This window comes from Candidatus Accumulibacter sp. ACC005 (genome assembly GCF_907163215.1).
GTDB lineage: Bacteria > Pseudomonadota > Gammaproteobacteria > Burkholderiales > Rhodocyclaceae > Accumulibacter > Accumulibacter regalis.
In genome coordinates this window covers 26,415-47,821 of sequence record NZ_CAJQUB010000007.1, presented here as the reverse complement: position 1 = coordinate 47,821, position 21,407 = coordinate 26,415, and the positions used below count along the sequence as shown (strand labels likewise).

General features: G+C 64.4%; 21 protein-coding genes and 1 pseudogene. 7 read left to right on the top strand and 15 right to left on the bottom strand.

Translation table 11 applies throughout. From position 1 onward, the window contains the following. Positions 1 to 128: 128 nt before the first annotated feature. From erpA to rplM, 5 genes and pseudogenes are all read right to left on the bottom strand, one after another. The gene (gene erpA, locus QZ613_RS09645; RefSeq protein ID WP_043570698.1) at positions 129 to 479 is read right to left on the bottom strand and encodes an iron-sulfur cluster insertion protein ErpA; all 351 of its coding nucleotides are present in this window, start codon (positions 477 to 479) and stop codon (positions 129 to 131) included. A 48-nt stretch (positions 480 to 527) separates the two neighbouring features. Then, positions 528 to 770 (bottom strand): annotated as a pseudogene (locus tag QZ613_RS21110) (polymer-forming cytoskeletal protein); the annotation flags it as partial. 358 nt (positions 771 to 1,128) lie between these two features. Continuing rightward, on the bottom strand, positions 1,129 to 2,157 hold the full coding sequence (gene argC / locus QZ613_RS09640) for an N-acetyl-gamma-glutamyl-phosphate reductase (RefSeq protein ID WP_043570694.1): 1,029 nt from the start codon (positions 2,155 to 2,157) through the stop codon (positions 1,129 to 1,131). 113 nt (positions 2,158 to 2,270) lie between these two features. Beyond that, the gene (rpsI, locus tag QZ613_RS09635; RefSeq protein WP_043570691.1) at positions 2,271 to 2,663 is read right to left on the bottom strand and encodes a 30S ribosomal protein S9; all 393 of its coding nucleotides are present in this window, start codon (positions 2,661 to 2,663) and stop codon (positions 2,271 to 2,273) included. Positions 2,664 to 2,673: 10 nt separating this feature from the next. Further along, positions 2,674 to 3,102, bottom strand: coding sequence for a 50S ribosomal protein L13 (rplM, locus tag QZ613_RS09630; RefSeq protein WP_042331563.1), 429 nt, complete (start codon positions 3,100 to 3,102; stop codon positions 2,674 to 2,676). Positions 3,103 to 3,731: 629 nt separating this feature from the next. Between rplM and QZ613_RS09625 the strand changes: the two genes are divergently transcribed. Then, positions 3,732 to 4,151, top strand: a complete 420-nt coding sequence (locus QZ613_RS09625) for an OsmC family protein (protein WP_043570688.1) — start codon at positions 3,732 to 3,734, stop codon at positions 4,149 to 4,151. 81 nt (positions 4,152 to 4,232) lie between these two features. Here the strand turns inward: QZ613_RS09625 and coq7 are convergent, their stop codons facing one another. The 3 genes from coq7 to QZ613_RS09610 are packed head-to-tail and all read right to left on the bottom strand — an operon-like array spanning position 4,233 to position 6,037. After that, entirely contained in the window at positions 4,233 to 4,853 is a 621-nt protein-coding gene (coq7, locus tag QZ613_RS09620; protein ID WP_043570767.1) for a 2-polyprenyl-3-methyl-6-methoxy-1,4-benzoquinone monooxygenase, read from the bottom strand. A 57-nt stretch (positions 4,854 to 4,910) separates the two neighbouring features. Beyond that, complete coding sequence (locus tag QZ613_RS09615; protein ID WP_291982162.1) at positions 4,911 to 5,495, bottom strand: CNP1-like family protein; 585 nt, start codon at positions 5,493 to 5,495, stop codon at positions 4,911 to 4,913. After that, positions 5,492 to 6,037, bottom strand: a complete 546-nt coding sequence (locus QZ613_RS09610) for an RNA pyrophosphohydrolase (RefSeq protein WP_043570685.1) — start codon at positions 6,035 to 6,037, stop codon at positions 5,492 to 5,494. The genes QZ613_RS09615 and QZ613_RS09610 overlap by 4 nt, the downstream gene beginning before the upstream one ends. Before the next feature lie 331 nt (positions 6,038 to 6,368). Here QZ613_RS09610 and QZ613_RS09605 point away from each other — a divergent pair, with 331 nt between their 5' ends. Both QZ613_RS09605 and QZ613_RS09600 read left to right on the top strand, forming a co-directional pair. Next, entirely contained in the window at positions 6,369 to 8,096 is a 1,728-nt protein-coding gene (locus QZ613_RS09605) for a proline--tRNA ligase (RefSeq protein ID WP_291982160.1), read from the top strand. Then, the gene (locus QZ613_RS09600) at positions 8,081 to 8,701 is read left to right on the top strand and encodes a lytic transglycosylase domain-containing protein (protein ID WP_043570680.1); all 621 of its coding nucleotides are present in this window, start codon (positions 8,081 to 8,083) and stop codon (positions 8,699 to 8,701) included. Before QZ613_RS09605 ends, QZ613_RS09600 begins: the two co-directional genes overlap by 16 nt. Positions 8,702 to 8,737: 36 nt before the next feature. Here QZ613_RS09600 and ffh read toward each other — a convergent pair whose 3' ends face one another. Next, a complete protein-coding gene (gene ffh / locus QZ613_RS09595; protein ID WP_291982158.1) occupies positions 8,738 to 10,093 on the bottom strand; it encodes a signal recognition particle protein in 1,356 nt (451 codons plus the stop codon). 30 nt (positions 10,094 to 10,123) lie between these two features. On the opposite strand from ffh, the gene ccsA reads away from it, so the two are divergent. From ccsA to QZ613_RS09580, 3 genes are all read left to right on the top strand, one after another. Next, the gene (gene ccsA, locus QZ613_RS09590; protein ID WP_043570675.1) at positions 10,124 to 10,963 is read left to right on the top strand and encodes a cytochrome c biogenesis protein CcsA; all 840 of its coding nucleotides are present in this window, start codon (positions 10,124 to 10,126) and stop codon (positions 10,961 to 10,963) included. Positions 10,964 to 11,045: 82 nt separating this feature from the next. Continuing rightward, positions 11,046 to 11,429 (top strand): VOC family protein, encoded by a 384-nt coding sequence (locus QZ613_RS09585; protein WP_043570673.1) that lies wholly within the window; start codon positions 11,046 to 11,048, stop codon positions 11,427 to 11,429. 142 nt (positions 11,430 to 11,571) lie between these two features. Further along, positions 11,572 to 12,237 carry an SGNH/GDSL hydrolase family protein gene (locus QZ613_RS09580; RefSeq protein ID WP_043570763.1) on the top strand — a complete coding sequence of 222 codons (666 nt, stop codon included), beginning with the start codon at positions 11,572 to 11,574 and terminating at the stop codon, positions 12,235 to 12,237. A 30-nt stretch (positions 12,238 to 12,267) separates the two neighbouring features. On the opposite strand, the gene QZ613_RS09575 is transcribed toward QZ613_RS09580, so the two are convergent. After that, positions 12,268 to 12,747, bottom strand: a complete 480-nt coding sequence (locus QZ613_RS09575; RefSeq protein WP_043570761.1) for an OsmC family protein — start codon at positions 12,745 to 12,747, stop codon at positions 12,268 to 12,270. Between the two features lie 169 nt (positions 12,748 to 12,916). Here QZ613_RS09575 and QZ613_RS09570 point away from each other — a divergent pair, with 169 nt between their 5' ends. Then, entirely contained in the window at positions 12,917 to 13,642 is a 726-nt protein-coding gene (locus tag QZ613_RS09570) for an SDR family oxidoreductase (protein WP_043570671.1), read from the top strand. Between the two features lie 136 nt (positions 13,643 to 13,778). On the opposite strand, the gene QZ613_RS09565 is transcribed toward QZ613_RS09570, so the two are convergent. The 5 genes from QZ613_RS09565 to QZ613_RS09545 form a co-directional block, all read right to left on the bottom strand. Next, a complete protein-coding gene (locus QZ613_RS09565) occupies positions 13,779 to 15,128 on the bottom strand; it encodes a phospholipase D-like domain-containing protein (protein ID WP_291982156.1) in 1,350 nt (449 codons plus the stop codon). A gap of 759 nt (positions 15,129 to 15,887) precedes the next feature. Further along, positions 15,888 to 16,316, bottom strand: a complete 429-nt coding sequence (locus QZ613_RS09560; RefSeq protein WP_043570667.1) for a hypothetical protein — start codon at positions 16,314 to 16,316, stop codon at positions 15,888 to 15,890. A gap of 717 nt (positions 16,317 to 17,033) precedes the next feature. Beyond that, a complete protein-coding gene (locus tag QZ613_RS09555) occupies positions 17,034 to 17,411 on the bottom strand; it encodes an NUDIX domain-containing protein (protein WP_291982154.1) in 378 nt (125 codons plus the stop codon). 18 nt (positions 17,412 to 17,429) lie between these two features. Continuing rightward, the gene (ybiB, locus tag QZ613_RS09550; protein ID WP_291865520.1) at positions 17,430 to 18,440 is read right to left on the bottom strand and encodes a DNA-binding protein YbiB; all 1,011 of its coding nucleotides are present in this window, start codon (positions 18,438 to 18,440) and stop codon (positions 17,430 to 17,432) included. Positions 18,441 to 18,460: 20 nt separating this feature from the next. Further along, positions 18,461 to 21,232: a nitrate reductase gene (locus QZ613_RS09545; RefSeq protein ID WP_291982152.1), complete on the bottom strand. Its 2,772-nt coding sequence runs from the start codon at positions 21,230 to 21,232 to the stop codon at positions 18,461 to 18,463. Positions 21,233 to 21,407: the final 175 nt, after the last annotated feature.

Below are 21,407 nucleotides of genomic sequence, written 5' to 3'. Positions count from 1 at the left end.
CCGGGAGTCTGTGACCAAGTCGGTCGACCTGGTTGGCCAGCGGCTAGGCTGGGGTGTGCGAGTGCGGCTGTCCTGCGGCGTGAGACAGGACAGCGATGCCAACGAGAGGCTTTCCTGCTTGCCTTCAGCTAGACCGAGAACGAGGAACCGCAACCGCAGGTGGTCGACGCGTTCGGGTTCTTGATGACGAATTGCGAGCCTTCGAGGCCTTCCGTGTAGTCGATTTCAGCGCCCACCAGGTACTGATAGCTCATCGGGTCGACGAGCAGCGTTACGCCATTCTTCTGCAGTGCCGTGTCGTCGTCGTTGGCGACTTCGTCAAAGGTGAAACCGTACTGGAAGCCGGAGCATCCTCCGCCGGTGACGAAAACGCGAAGCTTCAGATCGGGATTGCCTTCGTCCTCGATCAATTCCTTCACTTTTCCGGCCGCGTTGTCGGTAAAGACGAAAGGCATGGGTATTTCAGTTGCTGCGTTCATTGGTGATCCTCCTGAAGCTGTTATCTGATGAGACTGCTGACGAGAAAGTCAGCCACTTGAAGCAAGTTTTAGTTTCGCTGTGCCGGTGCCTGCCTGACGCATCAGGCGGCCCTCGACAATGGCTCCGAGCTGAACTTCGCTTTGACGGTATTCAACGTCACCTCTGACACGTACGTTGGGGAGGAGTTCCAGCGCGTCGCTGGCCACAATCGAACCCATGACGTTGCCATTGATTGCCGCATGCGACAGCGTGATCCTGCCCTCGACTCTTGCTTGTTCGCTGAGCGCGAGCGCGCCGGCATCTGCCGGGCGCGAAGCTGGCCGTCCTGCAAGACGCGAGCTTCGACGTTTTTCAGCGTGGCGCCAACGGACACTGAAAAAAACCCTTCAATGCGCTGAGTGTGCTTGATTTCAAGACGATACTCCGATGATCGCTGGGCCGCCTTCGACGGCAAGCGGATGATAACATTTTTGCCTTCCTGGCGGACCGCGAGCAGCCGCTCAAGCGTTCGCCTGGCCTCCTTCGCCGTTGGCCCGGCGCTGTCGATGAATAATATCCTATGGAGCTACTGGCCGGAGGCGGACGGCGGGCGCCGCGCATGCGCTCGAGGCGTTGATGCCCACGCGTGCTGGCGCGGGCGTTCGAGCCTTAGGGAAGCACCGCCAGTTGCCAAAGGCCTTCGGTTTCCGGTCGGCCGAACATGATGTTCATGTTCTGCACCGCTTGTCCTGCGGCGCCCTTGACGAGGTTGTCGATGACCGCAAGCACGACCAGGACCTTTCCCTGCTGCGGCCGGTGCAGGGCGATGCGGCAGAGATTGGCGGCGCGGACCGAACGTGTGTCGGGGTGCGATCCGGGGGGCAGGACGTCGACGAACGCTTCGCCACGGTAGCGTTCTTCGAAAAGCCGCTGAAAGTCGGCGTCGTTCTTGATACGCGCGTAGAGAGTGGCATGGATACCGCGGATCATCGGCGTCAAATGCGGGACGAAGGTCAGGCCAACCGGCTGTGCGGCCATGGTCGACAGGCCTTGCTGGATTTCGGGCAGATGGCGATGCCCGGGGACGGCGTAGGCCTTGAAATTGTCTGAGGCTTCCGCGAACAATGTCGGAATCTCGGCCTTGCGACCGGCTCCCGAGACCCCCGACTTGGTGTCGGCAATCAATTGGCCAAGGTCCACCACTCCCGCTTCAACCAAGGGCATGAAGCCGAGTTGGACGGCTGTCGGATAGCACCCCGGGTTGGCCACCAGGCGAGCCTTGCTGATCCCGGAACGGTCGTGCTCGGGCAGTCCGTAGACGGCTTTTTCCACCCAGTCGGGGCTGGCATGCGACATTCCATACCAGCGTTCCCACTCGGCGACGTCCTTGATGCGGAAATCGGCAGCCAGGTCGATTACCCGTACCCCGGCGTCGAGCAGTGCCGGCGCCTGGGTCATGGCGACGCCGTTGGGAGTGGCGAAGAAAACGAGATCGCAGCTGCGCAGATCAGCGCTGGCCGGATCCTCGAACTTGAGATCCAGCCGTCGCCGCAAGCTGGGAAACATGTCCGAGACGGCCGTGCCGGCCTCGCCACGCGAGGTGATGGCGACAAGTTGCACCTGTGGGTGTTGTGCCAGCAAGCGCAGCAGTTCGACACCGGTGTAGCCAGTGCCGCCGACGATTCCAACCTTGATCATGAAAGACTCCCGGATAGCCTGCCATCATAGTTCCGAGTTTCCCAAAACACAAAAGCCGCCCTGAGGCGGCTTCTGGCTGGGCAATGGTTCGCAGCCGATTCGTGACCGGCGGCTTATCGTTTCGAGAACTGCTTGCGCCGACGGGCCTTGTGGAAGCCGACTTTCTTGCGCTCGACTTCACGTGCATCGCGAGTGACGAAGCCAGCCTTGGAAAGCGCCGGCTTGAGCTCGTTGTCGTAGGCGATGAGCGCGCGCGTGATTCCGTGCCGCACTGCACCAGCCTGTCCGGATTCGCCACCGCCGCCGACGTTGACCAGAATGTCGAAGTCCGGCAGTTGCTCGATGAGTTGCAGCGGCTGGCGAACAATCATTCGGCCAGTAACGCGCGTGAAGAACTCATCGACCGGCTTGCCGTTGACCACGAAGCTGCCGTTGCCGCGCTTCATGAATACGCGCGCTACGGCGCTCTTTCGGCGACCGGTGCCATAGAAATAGTTATCAGCCATTTGTGACCCCTTAGAGTTCCAGAACCTTGGGCTGCTGGGCAGCGTGCGGATGGGTTGTGCCGGCGTAGCACTTCATTTTCTTGAGCATGGCGTAGCCGAGCGGCCCCTTGGGGAGCATGCCCTTGACCGCCTGTTCAAGGACGCGGCCCGGGAAGCGCTGCTGCATCTTGCTGAAGTTCGTCTCGTAGAGACCGCCAGGATAGCCCGAGTGGCGATAGTACTTCTTGTCTTCGGCCTTGTTGCCGGTCACGCGCAGCTTCTCGACGTTGGTGACGACGATGTAGTCGCCGGTATCGACGTGCGGGGTGAACTCAGGCTTGTGCTTGCCGCGCAGGCGACGAGCAATTTCGGTTGCAAGGCGACCCAACACCTTGTCCGTGGCATCAACCACAAGCCACTCGCGTGTCACTTCATGCGACTTGGCGGAGAAAGTCTTCATCAAAAACGCCGTCCTTATTTGCCTGATCACGGAAAGCCCAGCATCTTAGGGTAACTGTACAGTGGGTGTCAATCGATCTTTGGCCGCGGCGGAGAATAAATTCGTTTGCGACGGGCGGCTGCGCAGGCGTTGGGCGGGCAGCGAGCGGGGCCACTGCTCGTTGCAATCATCGACGGCCAATCGCAGACAAAAAAAAGCGCGGCTCGTTGGAGCCGCGCTAAATCCACACCAAAGGAGGAGGGTGGAGGAGACAACCGGAAAAAAAGGCCGATCAGCAAGGTGCTTACTGCTTACGTTGAAAGCATTATGGCTCGCCCGAGTGTAAAGGTCAAGTATTATTTGTGCGCTGCGCCATCTTTTTCCGCAAATCTAGAATGAAATGAAAGGAGGCAAATACAAAACCCATTAATACAATGTGGTGGAATGTCTTGGGTACATGCGTTACACAATATGCAATTCAAGTAGACCTTCTGGGAACGATGTTTTTTGGCGTAAATGCTGCAATGCAGCATTGGTGCGGGCTGCCGGGTCTATGGGCCTTGAGGCTACAATAGGGGGCGGGCGCAGGTCTTTGCGGTCGGGGTCTGACACCTTGTCATGCCCGCTGGGAAAAGAGGGGAGGAAAGGGCATGGACTGTAAGGTGAAGTGGACCGGCGACGGGATGTCGTTCATCGCAGAAACGGGGACCAATCACACGGTAGTCATGGATGGGGCGATCGAGGCTGGGGGCCGCAACCTGGCGCCCCGTCCGATGGAGTTGATGCTTGCTGGCGCCGGTGGTTGCGCGGCCTTCGATGTCGTCCTGATTCTCAAGAAAGGGCGGCATGCGGTTAAAGGCGTCGAGGTCAGCCTTCAGGCAGAGCGCGCGGACGTCGAGCCGCGGGTATTTACCCGCATTCATTTCCACTTTCGCGTCACCGGGAAGCAGCTCAAGCCGGAGGCGGTGGCGCGTGCCATCGAGTTGTCGAAGGACAAGTACTGCTCGGCGACCAGCATGCTCAGCAAGACCGCCGAGATCACGCACGACTTCGAAATCGTCGACGAGTGAGGTGCGGTGCAGGGTGCGCCCGGAAGTCAGCAGTGGCTGCCGGCCCGCGTGCCTCGCTACTCGTGCGCCGCCGCGTCCAGCCTACACGTAGTAGGCGGTGCCCGTCATCGTGCGCGACACCAGGCGCATCGCCAGCCTGGCGCCGGCCGGCAATTCGCGAGCGCCCAGGCGCACGGCGGTCGCGGCGTGTGAAATCTCGTCCAGGCGCATCTGCTCGACGATCGCGCGTGACTTGAGGTCCTGCCATGGTAGATCGCTGAGATGATGGTCGAGGTGTGCCTCGACCTGTCTCTCGGTCTCGGCAAGAAAACCCAGGCTCCACGTGTCGCCCAGCTTGCCTGCGCCGATTCCGATGGACAGGGCGCCGAGGTACCAGAGTGGGTTCAACAGGCTGGTCCGCCCACGCAGTTCGGCGAGGCGGCGCTCGGTCCAGGCCAGGTGTTCCGTTTCTTCATGCGCGGCTTCTTGCAGCGCCAGCCTGACCTGCGGATCGTTGCAGCTCAACGCCTGCCCCTGGTAGAGGGCCTGCGCGCAGACCTCGCCGACATGGTTGATACGCATCAGGGCCGCGGCGTGCGCTCGTTCCTTGTCCGACAGCTCCGCTTCGGGCTGCTCGCTGCCGGGCACCCGACGAGTGGTCGGCGCGGGCGCAAAAAGCGTACGCAGAGCCTTGTCGAACTCGATGACGATGCGGTCGGTGATCATGCGCGGCCTTTGCTCTTCCCGTTGTTGTGTCGAGAGTTAAAGAAATCGGCGAGCCTAGGGCCGAAGGTTGGTTCGATTGCCACCGGAGCGGAGAATCCGGCGCGCGTCATCGGCATCGCGCAGGCTGGTGCCGACGGTGCAGAAATACTCGCCAAACAGTGCTGCGTGCTGCCGGTTGACCGTGCTTTCCTCGATCCGTAGCCACTGTTCGCTGCGTGCTTTGGACCAGGTGTCGTCGGAGCGACCAAAGCCAAAGACTCGGCGCTCGCCGGTGGCGCAGCGTATCGCTTCATAACTGACGTTGCGCGCGCCGGCGGAACTCACGATGACCAGCGTGTAGTAGACGACGCGCTCCGGGGTCACCGATAGTGACTCGCTGTCGATCATGAATTTGTTGTCTGCGGTCGCACTGACCGTGAACGGGATCAGGTTCTCGGCCCGCGGAAACGGTGGGAAGCGGACTTCGATCGCTTCTGCGCGTTGCTTTGCAGAGCTGCCACCATCGCTATCGTCGCTGGCCGAAGAGGCCGGCGACGACAAAAAGGCGACCAGCGGCAAGAAGCAGCAGGCCAGGCGCGAGAGGGATACGGCACAGCTGGGGCGCGTGCGTCGCCGCAGTTCAGGGACGGTGGATTTCATTTCTTTCCTGTCGCCTCGATCGCCAAACCCATCGCCTCAGGCGTCGTGGAACGGCGTGCCCGCCGGTGGTCGGCGTTCAGGAAGCGGGCGAGTTCGTTCAATGCCTCTTCGTAGACCCTGCGCTTGAACTCGATTACCGCGTCGAGTGACACCCAGTAATGATTCCAGCGCCAGGCATCGAACTCGGGATGGTCGCAGGCGCGCAAGGAAACATCGCTGTCGCGCCCGATCAGCCGCAGCAGAAACCAAATCTGCTTCTGGCCTCGGTAACTGCCACGCCATTCGCGTCTCACCCAGTGCGTCGGAACGTCGTAGCGCAACCAGTCTTTGGTGCGACCAAGGATGAACACATGTTCCGGCAACAGGCCTACCTCTTCGTGCAATTCACGGTACATCGCCTGTTCCGGCGTTTCGCCCCGCTTGATGCCGCCTTGCGGAAACTGCCATGAATGCTCTCTGATACGCTTGCCCCAGAACACCTCGTTCTTGGTATTACAAAGAATGATGCCGACGTTCGGGCGATAGCCTTCACGATCAAGCATTGATGGAACCTGCGATTCTATTGATTGAGCGCATTTTTTCACACTTCGATGCCCTTGCAAAGGAGCGCATACGCCCGCCGGCGCACGCTCACCGAAGCGCGAAGTAGAGACGCTCTGCCGCCGATGACCAGCAGCTCGGGTGGAGGTTGGCGCAATTAGATCAAAGTCATGCCCGTCAGCCAGGCGATCGCCAGCAGGACTCCGCGCCGGAGGGGCGCTGGCCCGCCCTGCCGGTGGCCCGAACTGCGTGCGCCTGCGCGCGCAATAGGCGTCGCCGATCGGCTCTCTGTCGAGTAAAATCGCCGTTTCCATCCTTTTGCCGCGGATTCTCATGCGCACTTCCCGTTTCTTCCTGGCGACACTCAAAGAGGCGCCTTCCGACGCTGAGGTGATCAGCCACCAGCTGATGGTGCGCGCAGGAATGATCAAACGCCTGGCCGGCGGGATCTACACCTGGATGCCGCTTGGCCTGCGCGTGCTGCGCAAGGTGGAGAGGGTGGTGCGCGAGGAGATGGACCGCGCCGGGGCGATCGAATTGTCGATGCCGGCGGTGCAGCCCGCCGAGCTGTGGCAGGAATCCGGACGCTGGGAGAAGTACGGTCCCGAATTGCTGCGCTGCAAGGACCGTCACCAACGCGATTTCGTCATTGGCCCGACGCACGAAGAAGTGATTACCGACGTCGTGCGCAAGGACGTGAAGAGCTACCGTCAGCTGCCGCTGCACTTCTACCAGGTGCAGGTAAAGTTCCGCGACGAGATCCGGCCACGCTTCGGGATCATGCGCGGCCGCGAATTTCTGATGAAGGATGGCTATTCGTTCCACAGCAGTTTCGCCGACCTGCAGCGCGAATACCGCAACATGTTCGAAACCTATACGCGCATCTTCACCCGCCTGGGGCTGAAATTCCGTGCCGTCGCGGCGGATACGGGTTCGATCGGCGGGACCGGATCGCACGAGTTCCACGTCCTGGCAGACTCCGGCGAGGACGCACTGGCCTATTGTCCGGATTCGGATTTTGCCGCCAACGTCGAGCTCGCCGAAGCCCTTGCCCCGGCAGCCGCGCGCCCGCCTGCTGCCGAGTCCATGCAGAAAGTTGCCACGCCGGGCCGCATCACCTGTGCCGACGTCGCCGAGTTTCTCGGCCTGCCGCTGATCCGAACGGTCAAGGTGATTGCCGTGGTTGTCGACCCGGCAGCCGAAAAGCCTGGCCCGTTGGCCATGATCCTGCTCCGCGGCGACCATAATCTGAACGAAGTCAAGGCGGCCAAGCAGCTTGGCGAGTTTCGCTTTGCGCGGGAAGACGAGATCATCGGCGCCCTCGGCTGTCAGCCCGGCTATCTCGGCCCGGTCGCCGTTGGCGAGCGGCCGATCTACGTTGATCGCAGCGTCGCGGCGATGGCCGACTTCGTTTGTGGAGCAAACGAGGCCGGGTACCACCTCACCGGCGTGAACTTTGGCCGTGACGTTGCCGAGCCGACGCTGGTCGCCGATTTCAGGAACGTCGTCGCCGGCGACCCGTCGCCAGACGGAAAAGGCCAACTGGAACTTTGCCGCGGCGTCGAGGTGGGCCATATCTTCCAGCTCCGGACCAAGTATGCGGAGGCACTCAAGTGCAGCTTTCTCGACGAGGGCGGGCAGAGCAAGATCATGGAAATGGGCTGCTACGGGATCGGCGTTACGCGTATCGTCGGGGCGGCCATCGAGCAGGGGCACGACCAGCGGGGAATTTGTTTCCCCGCGGCGATCGCTCCGTTCGAGGTGTGCATCGTCCCCATGGGTTACGCCAAGAGCGAAACCGTCAAGGCCGCGGCGGATACCTTGTACGCCGAATTGAGCACTGCCGGCATCGACGTTCTGCTCGACGACCGCAACGAGCGTCCGGGCGTGATGTTTGCCGAAATGGAACTGATCGGCATTCCGCACAGGGTCGTCGTCGGCGACCGGGGTCTCGCCGAAGGCAAGCTCGAGTACAAGGGACGTGGCGACGCCGAGTCGCAGATGTTGCCGCTCGCCGAGATCGGCGCCTTCCTGAAAGCCCGGCTGTGCGCCGCGTCCTGACGCTCATTCCGCTGCTGCTCGCGCTGCCGCTGCTGGCGCCGTCCGCGGCGCTCGCCGGGGCGCAGAAGTATGAACCGCTTTCGGCCAGCGTGCATGGCGCGCTGTCGCGATCGGTCTCCGATCGCGCGCCGCAGCACAGCTCGTTCGAGGATTCGGCGGTCGCCAGCGACTGGCTCAGCGAGATGTCGGGACGCCTTGTCAAACGCATTCCCGACCGGGTGGCCCGCCAGGAATTCCTGCGTTCGGTGCATTACGAAGCGACGCGGGCGGGTCTCGACCCGCAGCTGGTCCTTGGCCTGATCCAGGTGGAAAGCGGCTTCAACAAATACGCCGTCTCCAGCGCCGGCGCGCGCGGCTTCATGCAGGTGATGCCCTTCTGGGTCAAACTGGTCGGACGTAGCGACGACAACCTCTTCCATCTGCGCACCAATCTGCGCTACGGATGCACCATCCTTCGCCACTACCTGGACATCGAGCGCGGCGATCTCTACCGCGCGCTCGGCCGCTACAACGGCAGTCTTGGCCAGGCCGCCTACCCGAACATGGTGCGCGCAGCCTGGCAAAACCAGTGGAAGTTCACCCCGAGCACACTGGCCCTGCGCTGATCCGGCGTTCGGCTTGACCTGCCGGGTGCACCGTCGTCAGCGCATCCCCGGCATCATCCCTTTCAGTCCGCGCATGAGCTGGCCGATGCCGCCTTTCGAGAACTGCTTCATCATCTTCTGCGTCTGTTCGAACTGCTTCAGCAGGCGATTGACCTCCTGCACCTGAACGCCGGCACCGAGCGCGATGCGGCGCTTGCGCGCGGCCTTGAGCAGCTCCGGATTGACCCGCTCGGCCGGGGTCATCGAGTTGATGATGCCCTCGATCCTGGCCACCGCCTTCTCCTCGCCGCCTGCCGGCAACTGGCCCGCCGCCTGCGAAAACTGCGCCGGCAGTTTCTCCATCATCGACGACAGGCCGCCCATTTTGCGCATCTGGCTGATCTGGCCCTTGAAGTCGTTGAGGTCGAAGCCCCGGCCTGACTTGAGCTTCTTGGCGAAGTCGACCGCCTGCTGCTCGTCGATGCCCTTCTTCGCGTCTTCGATCAGCGACAGCACGTCGCCCATGCCGAGGATTCGCGACGCCATGCGCTCGGGGTGGAACGCTTCCAGACCGGTCAGTTTCTCGCCGACGCCGGCGTACTTGATCGGCCGGCCGGTGACGTGGCGTACCGACAGCGCCGCGCCCCCCCGCGCGTCACCGTCGAGCTTGGTCAGGATGATGCCGGTGAGCGGCAGCGCTTCGCTGAATGCCTTGGCCGTATTGATCGCGTCCTGACCGAGCATGGCATCGACGACGAACAGCGTTTCGATCGGCTTCACCGCCGCGTGCAGCTCGGCGATCTCCTTCATCATCGCCTCGTCGATGGCCAGGCGGCCGGCGGTGTCGACGAGCAGCACGTCGTGAAAGTGTCGTTTCGCCCAATCGAGCGCGTTGCGGGCGATGTCCACCGGCTTTTCGCTCGACGTCGAGGGCAGAAACTCGACCCCTGCCTGCGCAGCGACGGTCTTCAACTGCTCGATGGCTGCAGGACGATAAACGTCGCAGGAAACCACCAGCACCTTCTTCTTCTGCGTCTCGCGCAACATCTTGGCCAGCTTGCCGACGGTGGTCGTCTTGCCGGCACCCTGCAGGCCGGCCATGAGCATGACTGCCGGTGGTTGGGTGGCCATGTTAAGGCCGCTGTGGGCGTCACCCATGAGCTTGGTCAGCTCACGATGGACGACGCCGATCAGGGCCTGCCCCGGGCTCAGCGAGCCGATAACTTCCTCGCCGATCGCTTTTTCGCGGACCGCGGCGATGAGTTCCTTGATGGCCGGCAAGGCGACGTCGGCTTCGAGCAGGGCGAGGCGAACTTCACGCAGCGCGTCACCAATATTGGCTTCGGTCAGGCGCGCTTCACCGCGCAGCGTCTTCATGACGCGGGCAAGGCGTTGGGTCAGGTTGTCGAGCATTTGGATTCCGGCTTGGTGTAAACTCAAAAAATGCCAGACATTCTACTGCAGCTTCTCCCGCACATCGTTTCATCGCTGATTTACGCGGTGATGGGCGTGCATTTCTGGCATACGCGCTGGCGTGAAAGCGACCGCCCACTGGTCACCCTGCCGATGCAGGGATGGGAGCGGGGGGTCCTCTTCGGCGCCCTCGTGATTCAGGGTTTCGGGCTCTACCAGGGGCTCTTCAGCGCTGGCGGCATGCGCTTCTCGTTCAGCTTCGCGATGTCGCTGATGCTCTGGCTGGCCGTTCTCATCTACTGGCTGGAGAGCTTCCGTTCGCGCATGGATGGTCTGCAGCCGATGGTCCTGCCGCTCGCCGCACTCGGCGCCCTGTCACCGGCCGTGTTTCCGCAACTGCGCGTCATCGCCCATGCCGGCGCCTGGGGTTTCCAGCTCCATTTCCTGACCGCGATGCTGGCCTACAGCCTGTTTACCCTCTCCGCACTGCACGCCATCTTCATGGGTTTCGCCGAGCGCAAGCTGCATCAGCGGGCGATTACCAAGAGCCTGTCCAGCCTGCCGCCGATCCTGACCATGGAAGCGCTGCTCTTTCGCATGATCACTGTCGCCTTCCTGTTGCTGACCGTGGCGCTGGTCAGCGGTGTCATGTTCTCCGAAGCCATTTTTGGCAAGGCCATGGTCCTCGACCACAAGACCTTGTTCGCCTTCGCTTCGTGGGGTATTTTCGCCGCCCTGCTCGTCGGCCGGCGTATCTATGGCTGGCGCGGGCGCATCGCGCTGCGCTGGACGCTGGCCGGATTTCTCGTTCTGCTGCTGGCCTACATGGGCAGCCGCTTCGTCGCCGAAGTCCTGCTCCATCGCTTGTGAGCCCGTACTCATTCTCGCGTACCTGTTCTCCACCGGCAGAGCATCGCCATCCCTTTCGAATGACAAACCGAGGAGTATCAGCATGGAAAAGCCCGCAAATCCGGTTGGATGGTTCGAGATCTACGTTTCAGACATGACCCGCGCGCGCGACTTCTACACGGCGGTATTCGGGCGTGAGCTGATCGCCCTGCCCGAAATCGGCGAAGGCGGCGAAATGTACGCATTCTCGTGGGTCGAGGGCGGGGGTGGCGCTGCCGGTGCGCTGGTGCGGCACCCGATGAACGCTCCGGGAAAGGGCGGCACGATGGTCTATTTCAACTGCGACGACGCTGCCAACGAGGCCGAGCGAGCGGTCGAGGCGGGGGGCCGGGTCATCCAGCCGAAGATGGCGATCGGTGAATACGGCCATATCGCGCTGGTCCAGGATAGCGAAGGCAATATCATCGGCCTGCACTCGATGCAGTAGGCACGCTTCCCTGGCGCTCCCGCCGGCCGGATGCTGCAGAGCGGTCGTTTTGCCGGAGCGCTGTCGTCGTGCAGAGAGCTTGTCGACCGTCGCTGAAGATGGCAAGCTCCTCCCCTTCGATGAAGACCTCGAGGTGCCTGCGATGCTGCAGATTCTTCTCTATGGCGATTCCCTCTCCTGGGGGATCATTCCCGAAACGCGTCGTCGGCTGAGTTTCGACGAGCGCTGGCCGGGGGTGATGGAAAACCTGCTCAACGCGGATGGCCGCCGCGTGCGCGTCATCGAGGACTGCCTCAACGGTCGTCGGACCGTCTGGGACGATCCCTTCAAGCCCGGTCGCAAGGGCATCGACGGCCTCGCTCAGCGCATCGAGAGCCACTCGCCGCTGGCGCTGGTGATCCTGATGCTGGGCAGCAACGATTTCCAGTCGATTCACCCGCACAACGCCTGGCACTCGGCGCAGGGCCTCGCTGCCCTGGTCAACGCCATCCGTCAGGCGCCGATCGAGCCCGCTATGCCGGTGCCGCCGATCCTGCTCGTCGCGCCGCCGCCGCAGGAGGAACCGCGCGGAACGATCGCGCCGAAGTTCGTCGGCGGCGAGCGCAAGTGCATCGGCCTCGCCGCCGCCTGCCGCGAGGTCGCCGACACGCTTGGCTGTCCCTACTTCGACGCCGGCACGGTGGCAGCAGTCAGTCAGCTCGACGGCGTGCATCTCGACGCCGACCAGCACGCCCGCCTGGGGGCCGCGCTGGCGAAAGTGGTGGAGGGGCTGTTGCCCGAAGCGCTGCTCGGCGTGCGGCCGGGGTAGCGCTCCTGAAACGGCCGGGCTGCCGGCCGCTCAGTCGGGTGATGTGGCAAAAACCGGTTCGCAACGCACTTCCGATTTCACCGAGTTGGCGATGAAGCACTCCGCGTGCGCCTGCTGGTGCATCTGCATCACGTCTTCGCGCCCAGGCGCGCGATTGCCCGCGAACGCCACCTCCGGTTTGAGCGTGACGACGGTGATTGCCAGCTTGCCGTCGCTGTTTTTCGCCATCACGCCGACCGGGCTGTCGGCGTAGCGGTCGACGCAGAAACCACGCCGGGCGGCGATGGAAAGGAACCACAGCATGTGGCAACTGGCCAGCGAAGCGACAAAGGCCTCTTCCGGATCCACGGCCGCCGGATCGGACATGGGTACCGGAACGACGTGCGGCGACGACGAAGCAGGAATTTCGAGGCCGCCATCGAAGCGCAGCAGGTGGCGGCGGCTGTAGCGGTTGGCGAGGAAATCCTGCTCGCCACGAAGCCAGAGAAGCTGTGCGCAGTACTCGGCCATGGTCAGTCTCCCCGGAGCGGGGTTGATCGGGAACGGCAAGTAATAGCACAGCTGCCGCGTCGCGTGGAAGCCGCGAGTGGCGCGGCGGGTGGCGCCGCCGCTCTTTTCGCACAGCGTGCCTGCCGCCATAATTGCCGGCGTGCAATCACCATTCGCAGAGGAAACCGACATGAAAGCCATCGTTACCGGACACAGTCGCGGCCTCGGCGCGGCGATTGCGGAAACCCTGCTGGCACGCGGCATTGCCGTGCTCGGCCTGGCTCGGCACGGCAACGCCGGGCTGGTGGCGGCCTGCCCGCAGTTGTTCCACGAGCGGGCCATCGACCTGAGCGACGTCGCAGCGCTGCAATCCTGGCTTGGCGGTGACGACCTGCGGCTATTTCTGGCCGGCTGCACGTCGATCCTGCTGATCAACAACGCCGGCACGGTGCAACCCGTCGGCGCGGTCGGCAGCGCGGATAACGCGGCGATCGCCAGTGCCCTGAACATCAACGTTGCCACCCCGCTGATCCTCGCCAACGCCGTCATCGCGGTCGCCGCGGAAGTCCCGGAAAAGCGCATCCTGCACGTTTCCAGCGGCGCTGCGCGCAGCCCCTACCCGGGCTGGAGCGTCTACTGCGCGAGCAAGGCGGCGCTCGACCAGCACGCGCGTTCGGTGGCCCTCGACCGGGTCCCGGGTGTGCGCATCGCGAGCGTCGCGCCCGGGGTCATCGATACCGAGATGCAGGCCGAAATCCGCGCCACGCCGCTGGCCCGCTTTCCCGTGCGCGGCAAGTTCGAGGCCCTGCAGCGCAACGGCCAGCTTGCCGACGCCGGCGAGTGCGCCGGGCGTCTGGTGGCGTATCTGCTGGACGACGGCTTTGGCGCCGAGCCGGTGACCGACCTTCGCGATTAGCTTCGCGCGCAGCGGATGTCGGCCATGCGAAGAGCAGGGGGCGGCGAGCGAGGTCAACGCCCTGGCCAATGGCTGGACGGGCACGCCCATTCTGACGCAGGCCTTGAAGCGGTGGCCGCCGAGCGTGCCGCCGCAGCTAGACTTCGAGCAGGCGAAACTCTTCGCTCCGGGCAAAGCTGAGGACATCGCCAGGACGCAGCCACTTCTCGCCCGCGATCCGCTCACCGTTGACGAAGGTGCCGTTGCCGCTGTCGAGGTCGGTCAGCGTGCAGATGCCCGCATCCAGCTCCATGCGGGCGTGATATCGGCTGACCGAGGGGTCTCTGATCACCAGATCGTTCTCCTCCGCCCGTCCGATGCTCGTCGTCCCGTCGTTGATGACGTGGCGCAGCAGCGTGTTGCTGCGCGAGATCAGCACCAGGCCCGGCGCGGGCGATTCGGCAGGCTCCGGGCGCGCTGGCGGGAACGCCCGCAGTACCTGCGTTGTCACGTTGTCGGAGCGGGGCGCCGCCCGGCGTTCCCAGTCGCTTTCGAAAACCGCCGTCAGGCGCTGCAGGACCTCGCCATCGTCAACCGTGATCGACAGTTCGCGGCGCCGATCAAGGCTCTCCGTGCGCAGGTTCATGCTGCCGATGACCGCCGTGGCGCCGTCGATGATCGTGCACTTGGCGTGCAGCCGGTAGCGTGCAACGGCGCGAAAGGCGATCTCTGCCGGCAGCCTGCTGGTGTGCCGTTCGTCGCCGAGGACGCGAACCGGGATACCGCTGCGCGCTTTCTTCACGAGCAGGGCGACAATGGCCGGATCCTGCAGCTTGGCGTCGGTGATCTGAATCGAGCTCGTCGCAGCGGCGAGCAGGTCGGTCATCTTCTGCCGGCTGTTGAACGGACTGACCAGCAGGGGCGATTCATGGTCGGCGGCAAAAGGCCGGTCGTGCCAGTCGGCGTCGAAAAGACGGTTGATCTCGCCGGCGATGGCCGGGCTGAAGACCTCGATGCCAAAGTCGCGCGCGTAGTGCAGGTTTTCGCGTGTCGGGTTGAAGGTGAATACGAAGGCCTCCTTGTCGTCCACCGTCATCATCTTGTAGTGGTAGCGTGCGCGCTTGCTGTCGCCAGCGGGTTCTCGGGTGGCGATACCCGCCTCGGTGGCTTCCTTGACCAGCTTGTGGTTCTGCTCTCGCCAGCCGCGGGCGCTGCTGGAGATCAGCACGCGAATGCGGACATCCCGCTGGCGGGCCTCGATGAGTGCGCGCTGGATGATCGGGTCGTCCATGCGGAAGACGGTCAGGTTGATCGTGTGATCGGCATGGTCGATCGCCCGAACGATCGGGAAGAAACTGTCACCGGGTTGCACGATGAGCGAAATCTTCTGGTGCATCGCGAGGATCCTGTGGTCGTCGACGCCGGTCGGGCCAGCGGGCTGGCTTGGCGCAGCCACGGCGAGCCTTGCCGGCCCGCGCCGCCAGCGAGCCAGTTCGGCAGGCAGCATGGAGCGCGGGCCTTCGCCAGTGGTGATGCCGTGGCCGGAAATGAAGTGTGACGGGGTGCAGCGTCGCTGGGCTTGCCGTGTCAGGCTGATTCTAATCCTATTAGTATCGCCCGCCCGCCGGCTCTCGGCACAAGCGCCCCAATGCAGTCACCTGACGGGATCGCGAGCGGCCAGGTTTGACGCCGCGACAGAGGTCCCCGTTGCCGCCGCCTCGGTCGAACGCCGCGGGAGGTCAGCGCAGCAACAGGGTCGGGATGGTGGCCGAACGCAGCAGATCAGAGGTCTTGCTGCCGAAGAGCAGACTGCGCAGTGCGTCGTCGCTGGAGAGGGCGACTGAGCAATTCTTCCTGGGCGCGTCGGCGCCGATTGCCCCGTCGTCGTCGCCAAAGCCGATCTCCGGATGGTGGTCGACGACGTGCAGGAACTCCAGCGGCGTCGCCAGGCGTCACGCGGCCCAGGCCGCGTAGTCCGGCCAGATGCTCGGGAAAGTGCGATTGATCGACGCAGGCCATCGCAATGCGTGCCACCCCGTCACCGGCGAAGGCAGTCGATGCAGCGTGAATGCCGCCCGCGTGCGCAGGAAAAGGCGAAGTCCCCTTAGTCGTCGTTCCGGACTCGGGCCGCGCGGCTGAACCGCGGCGAAAGGCATTGTCGCAAAAATGCGCCGGGGCCACCGTGGTGACCCCGCCGTAAGTGACCTTCCTTGCCGCTCTGAGCGGCTCTCAGCCTGATGCCGCCGACTTCGCGGCAGGTCGAGGCTTAATGTGTCGCGCGTTCGATGATCTGATGAACCTCCCGCTCGAGGCCGTCGGAGGGGATGACCACCACCTTCTTGCCGCCAACCTCGGTTGAAAAGCGCGGTGCAGCGCTGGCATGCTCATACGCTTGGCCCAGTTCATTGATCATTTTCCCGACTTCGACCTGCGACAGTTTGTGGTCGTCTGCCAGCTCCTTGAGGCCACTCACCTTGTCGTCGTGGACCCATGCGATGCCAAAACGTTTTGGAGGTTTGCCAACAAAAACAAAGGCCTGTCTGTCGGCTGGAACCACCTCCAGGGGGTCTGAAACGCGCTGGGCCAACTCTTCGAGAGGGCCTTTCACCTGCTCAAGTCTGGCCTGTGCCGCATTGTCTTCCGGCAGCGGTGGGTAGTCCTTCGTGCCGCCGAACAGCTTGTCGAGAAATCCCATGGCGTCCTCCTTGTCTTTTCCGGATTGAAAGAAATCCTGATAACACGCTCCGGATTGCGCACAGCGAAGTGTCAGCAGGTCCTATAACCCTAGTCGCCTGTCGCCGATATTTCAAATGCGAGTGGGCGATCACCTGGCGTGATCGGGCGTGTATCGCTCGCCGCGTGCTGAGCTCCGACGGCGTCCCGGGCTTTTGCATCGACCGTGTGCAGGCAGTTCAGGGAAAGTGCTCCGGGAACTCCGGCTGGTGGCTGCCGCCATTAGAGTGCTGCACGCAGTGTGGAACATAGGGATGCCAGCGACGAGTTGGTTTCAAGGGCTGTCCGGCGTGTTGAAAGCGTCGTCAGAAAGGTGGCGCCACACCCGCCCGCACGTCATTGCGAGGAGGCGTAGCCGACGTGGCAATCCAGAGGTGTTGCTTTTCGCCTGGCTGATGTGGCGGATAAGTCGTCAGAGAATGGAACGGGATTGCCGCGTCGGCTACGCCTCCTCGCAATGACGGTGGCTGGGGAATGGTTGCCCGGAGTGGGTGACGAGGGCAGCGGTATCGGCCGGGCGAAAGCCGGTCGCGACAGGGGCTTCACGCTGCTGTCAGGGTCGCTGAAAGTCTGATCACGTTTGCAGCATTCCACTTGCTTGCCAGCGCGGCGAAAGCCATGTATTGCATGACGCCCTGGATTGAGGAAGCGCATTGGCTGCTGCCCCTCGCCGTCGGGGTCAGCCGGCTGCTGCGGGACATGTGTCCTCGAAGCGCTCGATGATCTGCCGGGTTGCCGCCGACATCCTGGCGCTGAGCGGCAGGTCTCCGTGAGCGAAGTAATGCAGCGCCATGGCGTCGTCGCCGGCGAGCGGCGCGCCGCTGGCGCTGGCGCGGAAGACATGGTGGCAATTGGTCTGCGATTCGTGGCTGAAGAGGAACTGCAGCGAAGCGCAGAGCAGGCGGGTTTCTTCAGTGAGTTCGCGGGCGGCCGCCTGGGCGTGCGATTCGTCCGCGTTGATGCCGCCGCCGGGCAGCAGCAGTAGTCCGCCGCGGTTTTCGACGAGCAGGATCTTGCCGTCGATCTCGACGATGACGGTGGCTCTCTGGCGCTTCATGGGGGTACTCCGTGTGGTTCAGGCGACCGCCAGCCCGCTGCATTCGACGGCGACCAGCGCTTTCGCCTGGTTGAAGTCGCTGGCGCGGCCGCAGGCGTAGAGGCAGCAGGCAAGCTGATTGGCGATCGGCAGCGGCAGCGACGCTTCGCCGGCGAGGACGCGGTGCATCCAGGCGACAGTGCTGCCGGCGTCGCAGGTGGCGGGCAGTTGCGGCAGGACCCTGAGGCTGTCGCGTTCGGCTTCGAAGAGGACGTCGCAGGCACCATCGTGCAGATGCTCGATCTGCGGGCGGCGTTTGGGATTGGCGAAGGGCTCGCCTTCGCTGCCGCGCAGAAGGAGGGCGTGTGCGCCGGTGGCGGTGAGCACGGCGCGCATGCTGGTGATGTAGTCGGGGTGCGTCGCCGCTGCCAGCAGCAAGGCTTCGCCGTGGAAGGGGTCGAGCATCTTGACCAGGCTGTGGGCGCTGTTGCGCAGGCCGAGACGGCTGCGCAAGGCAAGTTGTCGATCGAGGCCGGGCGAGAGGAGTGGCAGCGGCACGTAGGCCAGGCCGAATTCGTCGATCGCCAGCTGTGCCTGGGCCAGGCTGGCGCACGCCGGCAAACCAAACTCGGCGAAGATCTGCTCGCTGGTCACGCGTCCGTAGTCGTCAGCGAGGCCGTGTACCAGGACGGGTACGCCAAAGCGTTGCACGAGCAGCGCCAGCAGCGGCGTCAGGTTGGCGCTGCGGCGGGCACCGTTGTAGGTCGGGATGACGACCGGGCGCAGCTGGCCGGGTGGGCGGCCAAGGCCTGGCAGGCGCGCGTTGGCCGCGGCAAGAAAGCCGGCCATCTCGTCGACTGTTTCGGTCTTCATGCGCAGGGCGATGGCGATGGCGCCCAGTTCGAGGTCCGGTACCTGCCCATCGAGAATGGCGCCGTAGAGCTGTTCTGCTGCGCCGCAGGGCATGTCGCGCGCACCGGCTGCGCCGCGTCCGATCTCCCGGATGACCGCTGCCAGGTCGATTCCTTCCATTTCCTCGCTCTTCGCCATTCTCTCTCCGTGATACGTCTTCAGGCCACCGCTTCAGTGGCGCTGCGCTGCGCCTGACTGGCGACCATCTGCCGCAACTCGGGCAGACACGATCCGCAGAAGGTACCGCATTTCCGCTTCTCCTGCAGTATCGTCAGCGTCGCGCCACCGTCGAGGTCGGCCTTGATCTGCGCTTCGCTGATGTCGGCGCAGTTGCAGACCACGCGGCTGCGCTGCGGCAGCTTTCCCGGTCGTTTTCCGATCGGCGCGAGCGCCCAGCGGATGAGCGCCGGATCGAGCCCTGCAGGGGCGCCGTCGCTGCCTTCGGCCTCTTCGACCTCGGCGGCCATCACCTCCTTGAGCCACGACTGCGCCTGTGTTTCGCCGGCGAGGCGAATGCCGATCAGCTTGCCGTCCGGGGCGATGGCGCGCTTGCTGATCTGGCGGCGCTGATCGGCATAGACGATCGCCGCGTCATCGGCGTCAAGGCCGAACAGCGCGTCGATCTCCTGCAGGCGGGATTCGGGCAGCGCTTCGCCGTGCGCGGCGCGGAAAACCACCAGCGGTTCGCTGCGACCGTAGAGTCCGACGCTGGCAAAGGCGAAGTCGGCGAGCAGCGTGCGCGCCCTGGCGAGCAGGGCGAGCGCTGCCAGTTCGCCGGCGCCCGCCTGGCGCAGAATCACCAGTTGCCACGGCAGGTCGGCCCTGGCGACAGCGACCGCGGCATGCTTGAGCTCGGGTTGTTGCGAGAAAGGGTCGCACGCCGAGAGGGTGAGCGCGTTGACGCCGGCGCTGTTCATGAACTGGCTGCCCCAGTGCATCGGCAACCAGGCACGTCCGCGCAGCAGGCCGGCGTCGGGCTTGACGCGCACGTGCAGCTGACCGCGCGCATTGCCGACGTGCGCCACATCGCCGCTGACCAGGCCGCGCTGGCGCAGGTCGGCGGGGTGCATCGAGAGCAGGGGTTCGTCGTCGAGATTGAACAGTCGGGCGACGGTGCCGGTGCGGCTCATGCCATGCCACTGGTCGCGCAGGCGGCCGGAGAGAAGGCTGATCGAGTGCGTGTCGTCAGTGCTCTCGGCGGTCGGCCGGTGCTCGACGGCGACGAAGCGGGCGCGACCGGAGGGAGTCGGGAAGACGCCGTCGGCGTAGAGACGCCGGCGGCCGCTGCTCGCGCCTTCGGGGAACGGCCATTGCTGCGGTCCGGCGCTGTCGAGCAGCGCGTAGCTGAGGCCGGTGATGTCCAGGTCGCGGCCGCGCGTGCTCTCGCGATGTTCGTTGAAGATCGCTTCGGGACTGGCGTAGGGGAAGAGCTGCCCGGTCAGCGGCTGTGCGAGGCGGGCGCCGAGCCGGCGTGCGAAGTCGACGACGATTTCCCAGTCAGCGCGCGCCTCGCCCGGGCGGGACACCGCCGGCGTGATGTGCGTGATGCAGCGCTCGGAGTTGGTGACCGTGCCTTCCTTTTCGCCCCAGGTGGTCGCCGGCAACATCAGGTCGGCGTAGGCGGCGGTGTCGGTATTGGCGAACGCTTCCTGGAGGACGACGAAATCGGCGGCCTGCAGGGCGGCACGCACTGCGCCCTGATCGGGCAGCGATTGCGCCGGGTTGGTGCACGCGATCCAGACCGCCTTGATTTCACCGCGCTTGAGCGCGGCGAAGAGTTCGACCGCCGCCTTGCCGGGTTGCGCGGGAACCGACGGCAGGCCCCACAGGCGCGCGACTTCGGCGCGGTGTTCGGGGTTGGCGAGGTCGCGGTGTGCAGAGAGCAGATTGGCCAGACCGCCGACTTCGCGGCCACCCATGGCGTTTGGCTGGCCGGTGAGGGAGAAGGGGCCGGCACCGGGCCGGCCGATCTGTCCGGTGGCCAGGTGCAGGTGGATCAGCGCGGCGTTGTTGTGCGTGCCGTGTGACGACTGGTTGAGCCCCTGGCAATACAGCGACAGTGCCGCTGCCGACCTGCCGAACCAGCGTGCGGCCTGGATGATCTCGGCCTCGGCGAGGGCGCAGATTTCGGCCACCACGGCGGGCGGGAAAGCGGCGACCGTCTGTTCGAGTGCGGCGAAGCCCTCGGTATGCGCGGCAATATATTCGCGATCGACCAGATCCTCGCCGAGCAGGACGTGCAGCAGGCCGTTGTACAGCGCAATATCGGTGCCCGGTTTGAGCGCCAGATGCAGGTCGGCAATCGCCGCGCTTTCGCTGCGCCGGGGGTCGATGACGATGATGCGCAGGCCGGGATTGGCCGCGCGCGCATCCTCGATGCGGCGGAAGACGATCGGATGGGCGACCGCCGGGTTGGCGCCGGCGATCAACAGGCAGTCGGTGGCGGCGATGTCCTCGTAGCAGCACGGCGGCGCGTCGGCGCCGAGCGTCTGCTTGTAGCCGGCCACCGCCGACGACATGCACAGACGCGAGTTGGTGTCGACGTTGTTGGTGCCGATCAACCCCTTGGCGAGCTTGTTGAAAACGTAGTAGTCCTCGGTGAGCAGCTGTCCGGAAATGTAGAAGGCAACGCTGTCCGGACCGTGCGCGGCGATGATTTCGGCGAAGCGCTCGGCGGCATGGTCGAGCGCCTGCTCCCAGCCGACGCGCTGGCGCGGCAGCTGGCGTTGACGGCGCAGCTCGGGATGCAGCAGGCGATAGTCGGGGCGCGCGGTGAGGTGCAGCGAGGCACCCTTGGTGCACAGGCGGCCAAGGTTGGCCGGGTGCTCGGGGTCGCCGCGCACGCCGACGATGCGGTCCTTGTCGGTCTCGATCAGCAGTCCGCAGCCGACGCCGCAGTAACAACAGGTGGATTTGACTTGCTTGTGCATGGTTTCCTGGCTCCTGCTTGTGCAAAGCAACAGCCGTGCCATGGCTGCAAGTCGTTGATCTGGAGGGCGTGACACGCGGGCGATCGCCGTTGGCGCCCCCTCGTGGTGCGCCGCGGGCCGGAGACCGCCTTGATGCGGGGCGGTGGCGGCGGCCGCTCATGAGCCGGCGCGCGGC

What these genes read in the sequence shown, in the direction of transcription:
- erpA (WP_043570698.1), bottom strand. Translation starts at nt 479, where the DNA reads ATGAACGCAGCAACTGAAATACCCATGCCTTTCGTCTTTACCGACAAC.
- argC (WP_043570694.1), bottom strand. Translation starts at nt 2,157, where the DNA reads ATGATCAAGGTTGGAATCGTCGGCGGCACTGGCTACACCGGTGTCGAA.
- rpsI (WP_043570691.1), bottom strand. Translation starts at nt 2,663, where the DNA reads ATGGCTGATAACTATTTCTATGGCACCGGTCGCCGAAAGAGCGCCGTA.
- rplM (WP_042331563.1), bottom strand. Translation starts at nt 3,102, where the DNA reads ATGAAGACTTTCTCCGCCAAGTCGCATGAAGTGACACGCGAGTGGCTT.
- QZ613_RS09625 (WP_043570688.1), top strand. Translation starts at nt 3,732, where the DNA reads ATGGACTGTAAGGTGAAGTGGACCGGCGACGGGATGTCGTTCATCGCA.
- QZ613_RS09615 (WP_291982162.1), bottom strand. Translation starts at nt 5,495, where the DNA reads ATGAAATCCACCGTCCCTGAACTGCGGCGACGCACGCGCCCCAGCTGT.
- QZ613_RS09610 (WP_043570685.1), bottom strand. Translation starts at nt 6,037, where the DNA reads ATGCTTGATCGTGAAGGCTATCGCCCGAACGTCGGCATCATTCTTTGT.
- QZ613_RS09605 (WP_291982160.1), top strand. Translation starts at nt 6,369, where the DNA reads ATGCGCACTTCCCGTTTCTTCCTGGCGACACTCAAAGAGGCGCCTTCC.
- ffh (WP_291982158.1), bottom strand. Translation starts at nt 10,093, where the DNA reads ATGCTCGACAACCTGACCCAACGCCTTGCCCGCGTCATGAAGACGCTG.
- ccsA (WP_043570675.1), top strand. Translation starts at nt 10,124, where the DNA reads ATGCCAGACATTCTACTGCAGCTTCTCCCGCACATCGTTTCATCGCTG.
- QZ613_RS09585 (WP_043570673.1), top strand. Translation starts at nt 11,046, where the DNA reads ATGGAAAAGCCCGCAAATCCGGTTGGATGGTTCGAGATCTACGTTTCA.
- QZ613_RS09580 (WP_043570763.1), top strand. Translation starts at nt 11,572, where the DNA reads ATGCTGCAGATTCTTCTCTATGGCGATTCCCTCTCCTGGGGGATCATT.
- QZ613_RS09575 (WP_043570761.1), bottom strand. Translation starts at nt 12,747, where the DNA reads ATGGCCGAGTACTGCGCACAGCTTCTCTGGCTTCGTGGCGAGCAGGAT.
- QZ613_RS09570 (WP_043570671.1), top strand. Translation starts at nt 12,917, where the DNA reads ATGAAAGCCATCGTTACCGGACACAGTCGCGGCCTCGGCGCGGCGATT.
- QZ613_RS09565 (WP_291982156.1), bottom strand. Translation starts at nt 15,128, where the DNA reads ATGCTGCCTGCCGAACTGGCTCGCTGGCGGCGCGGGCCGGCAAGGCTC.
- QZ613_RS09560 (WP_043570667.1), bottom strand. Translation starts at nt 16,316, where the DNA reads ATGGGATTTCTCGACAAGCTGTTCGGCGGCACGAAGGACTACCCACCG.
- QZ613_RS09555 (WP_291982154.1), bottom strand. Translation starts at nt 17,411, where the DNA reads ATGAAGCGCCAGAGAGCCACCGTCATCGTCGAGATCGACGGCAAGATC.
- ybiB (WP_291865520.1), bottom strand. Translation starts at nt 18,440, where the DNA reads ATGGCGAAGAGCGAGGAAATGGAAGGAATCGACCTGGCAGCGGTCATC.
- QZ613_RS09545 (WP_291982152.1), bottom strand. Translation starts at nt 21,232, where the DNA reads ATGCACAAGCAAGTCAAATCCACCTGTTGTTACTGCGGCGTCGGCTGC.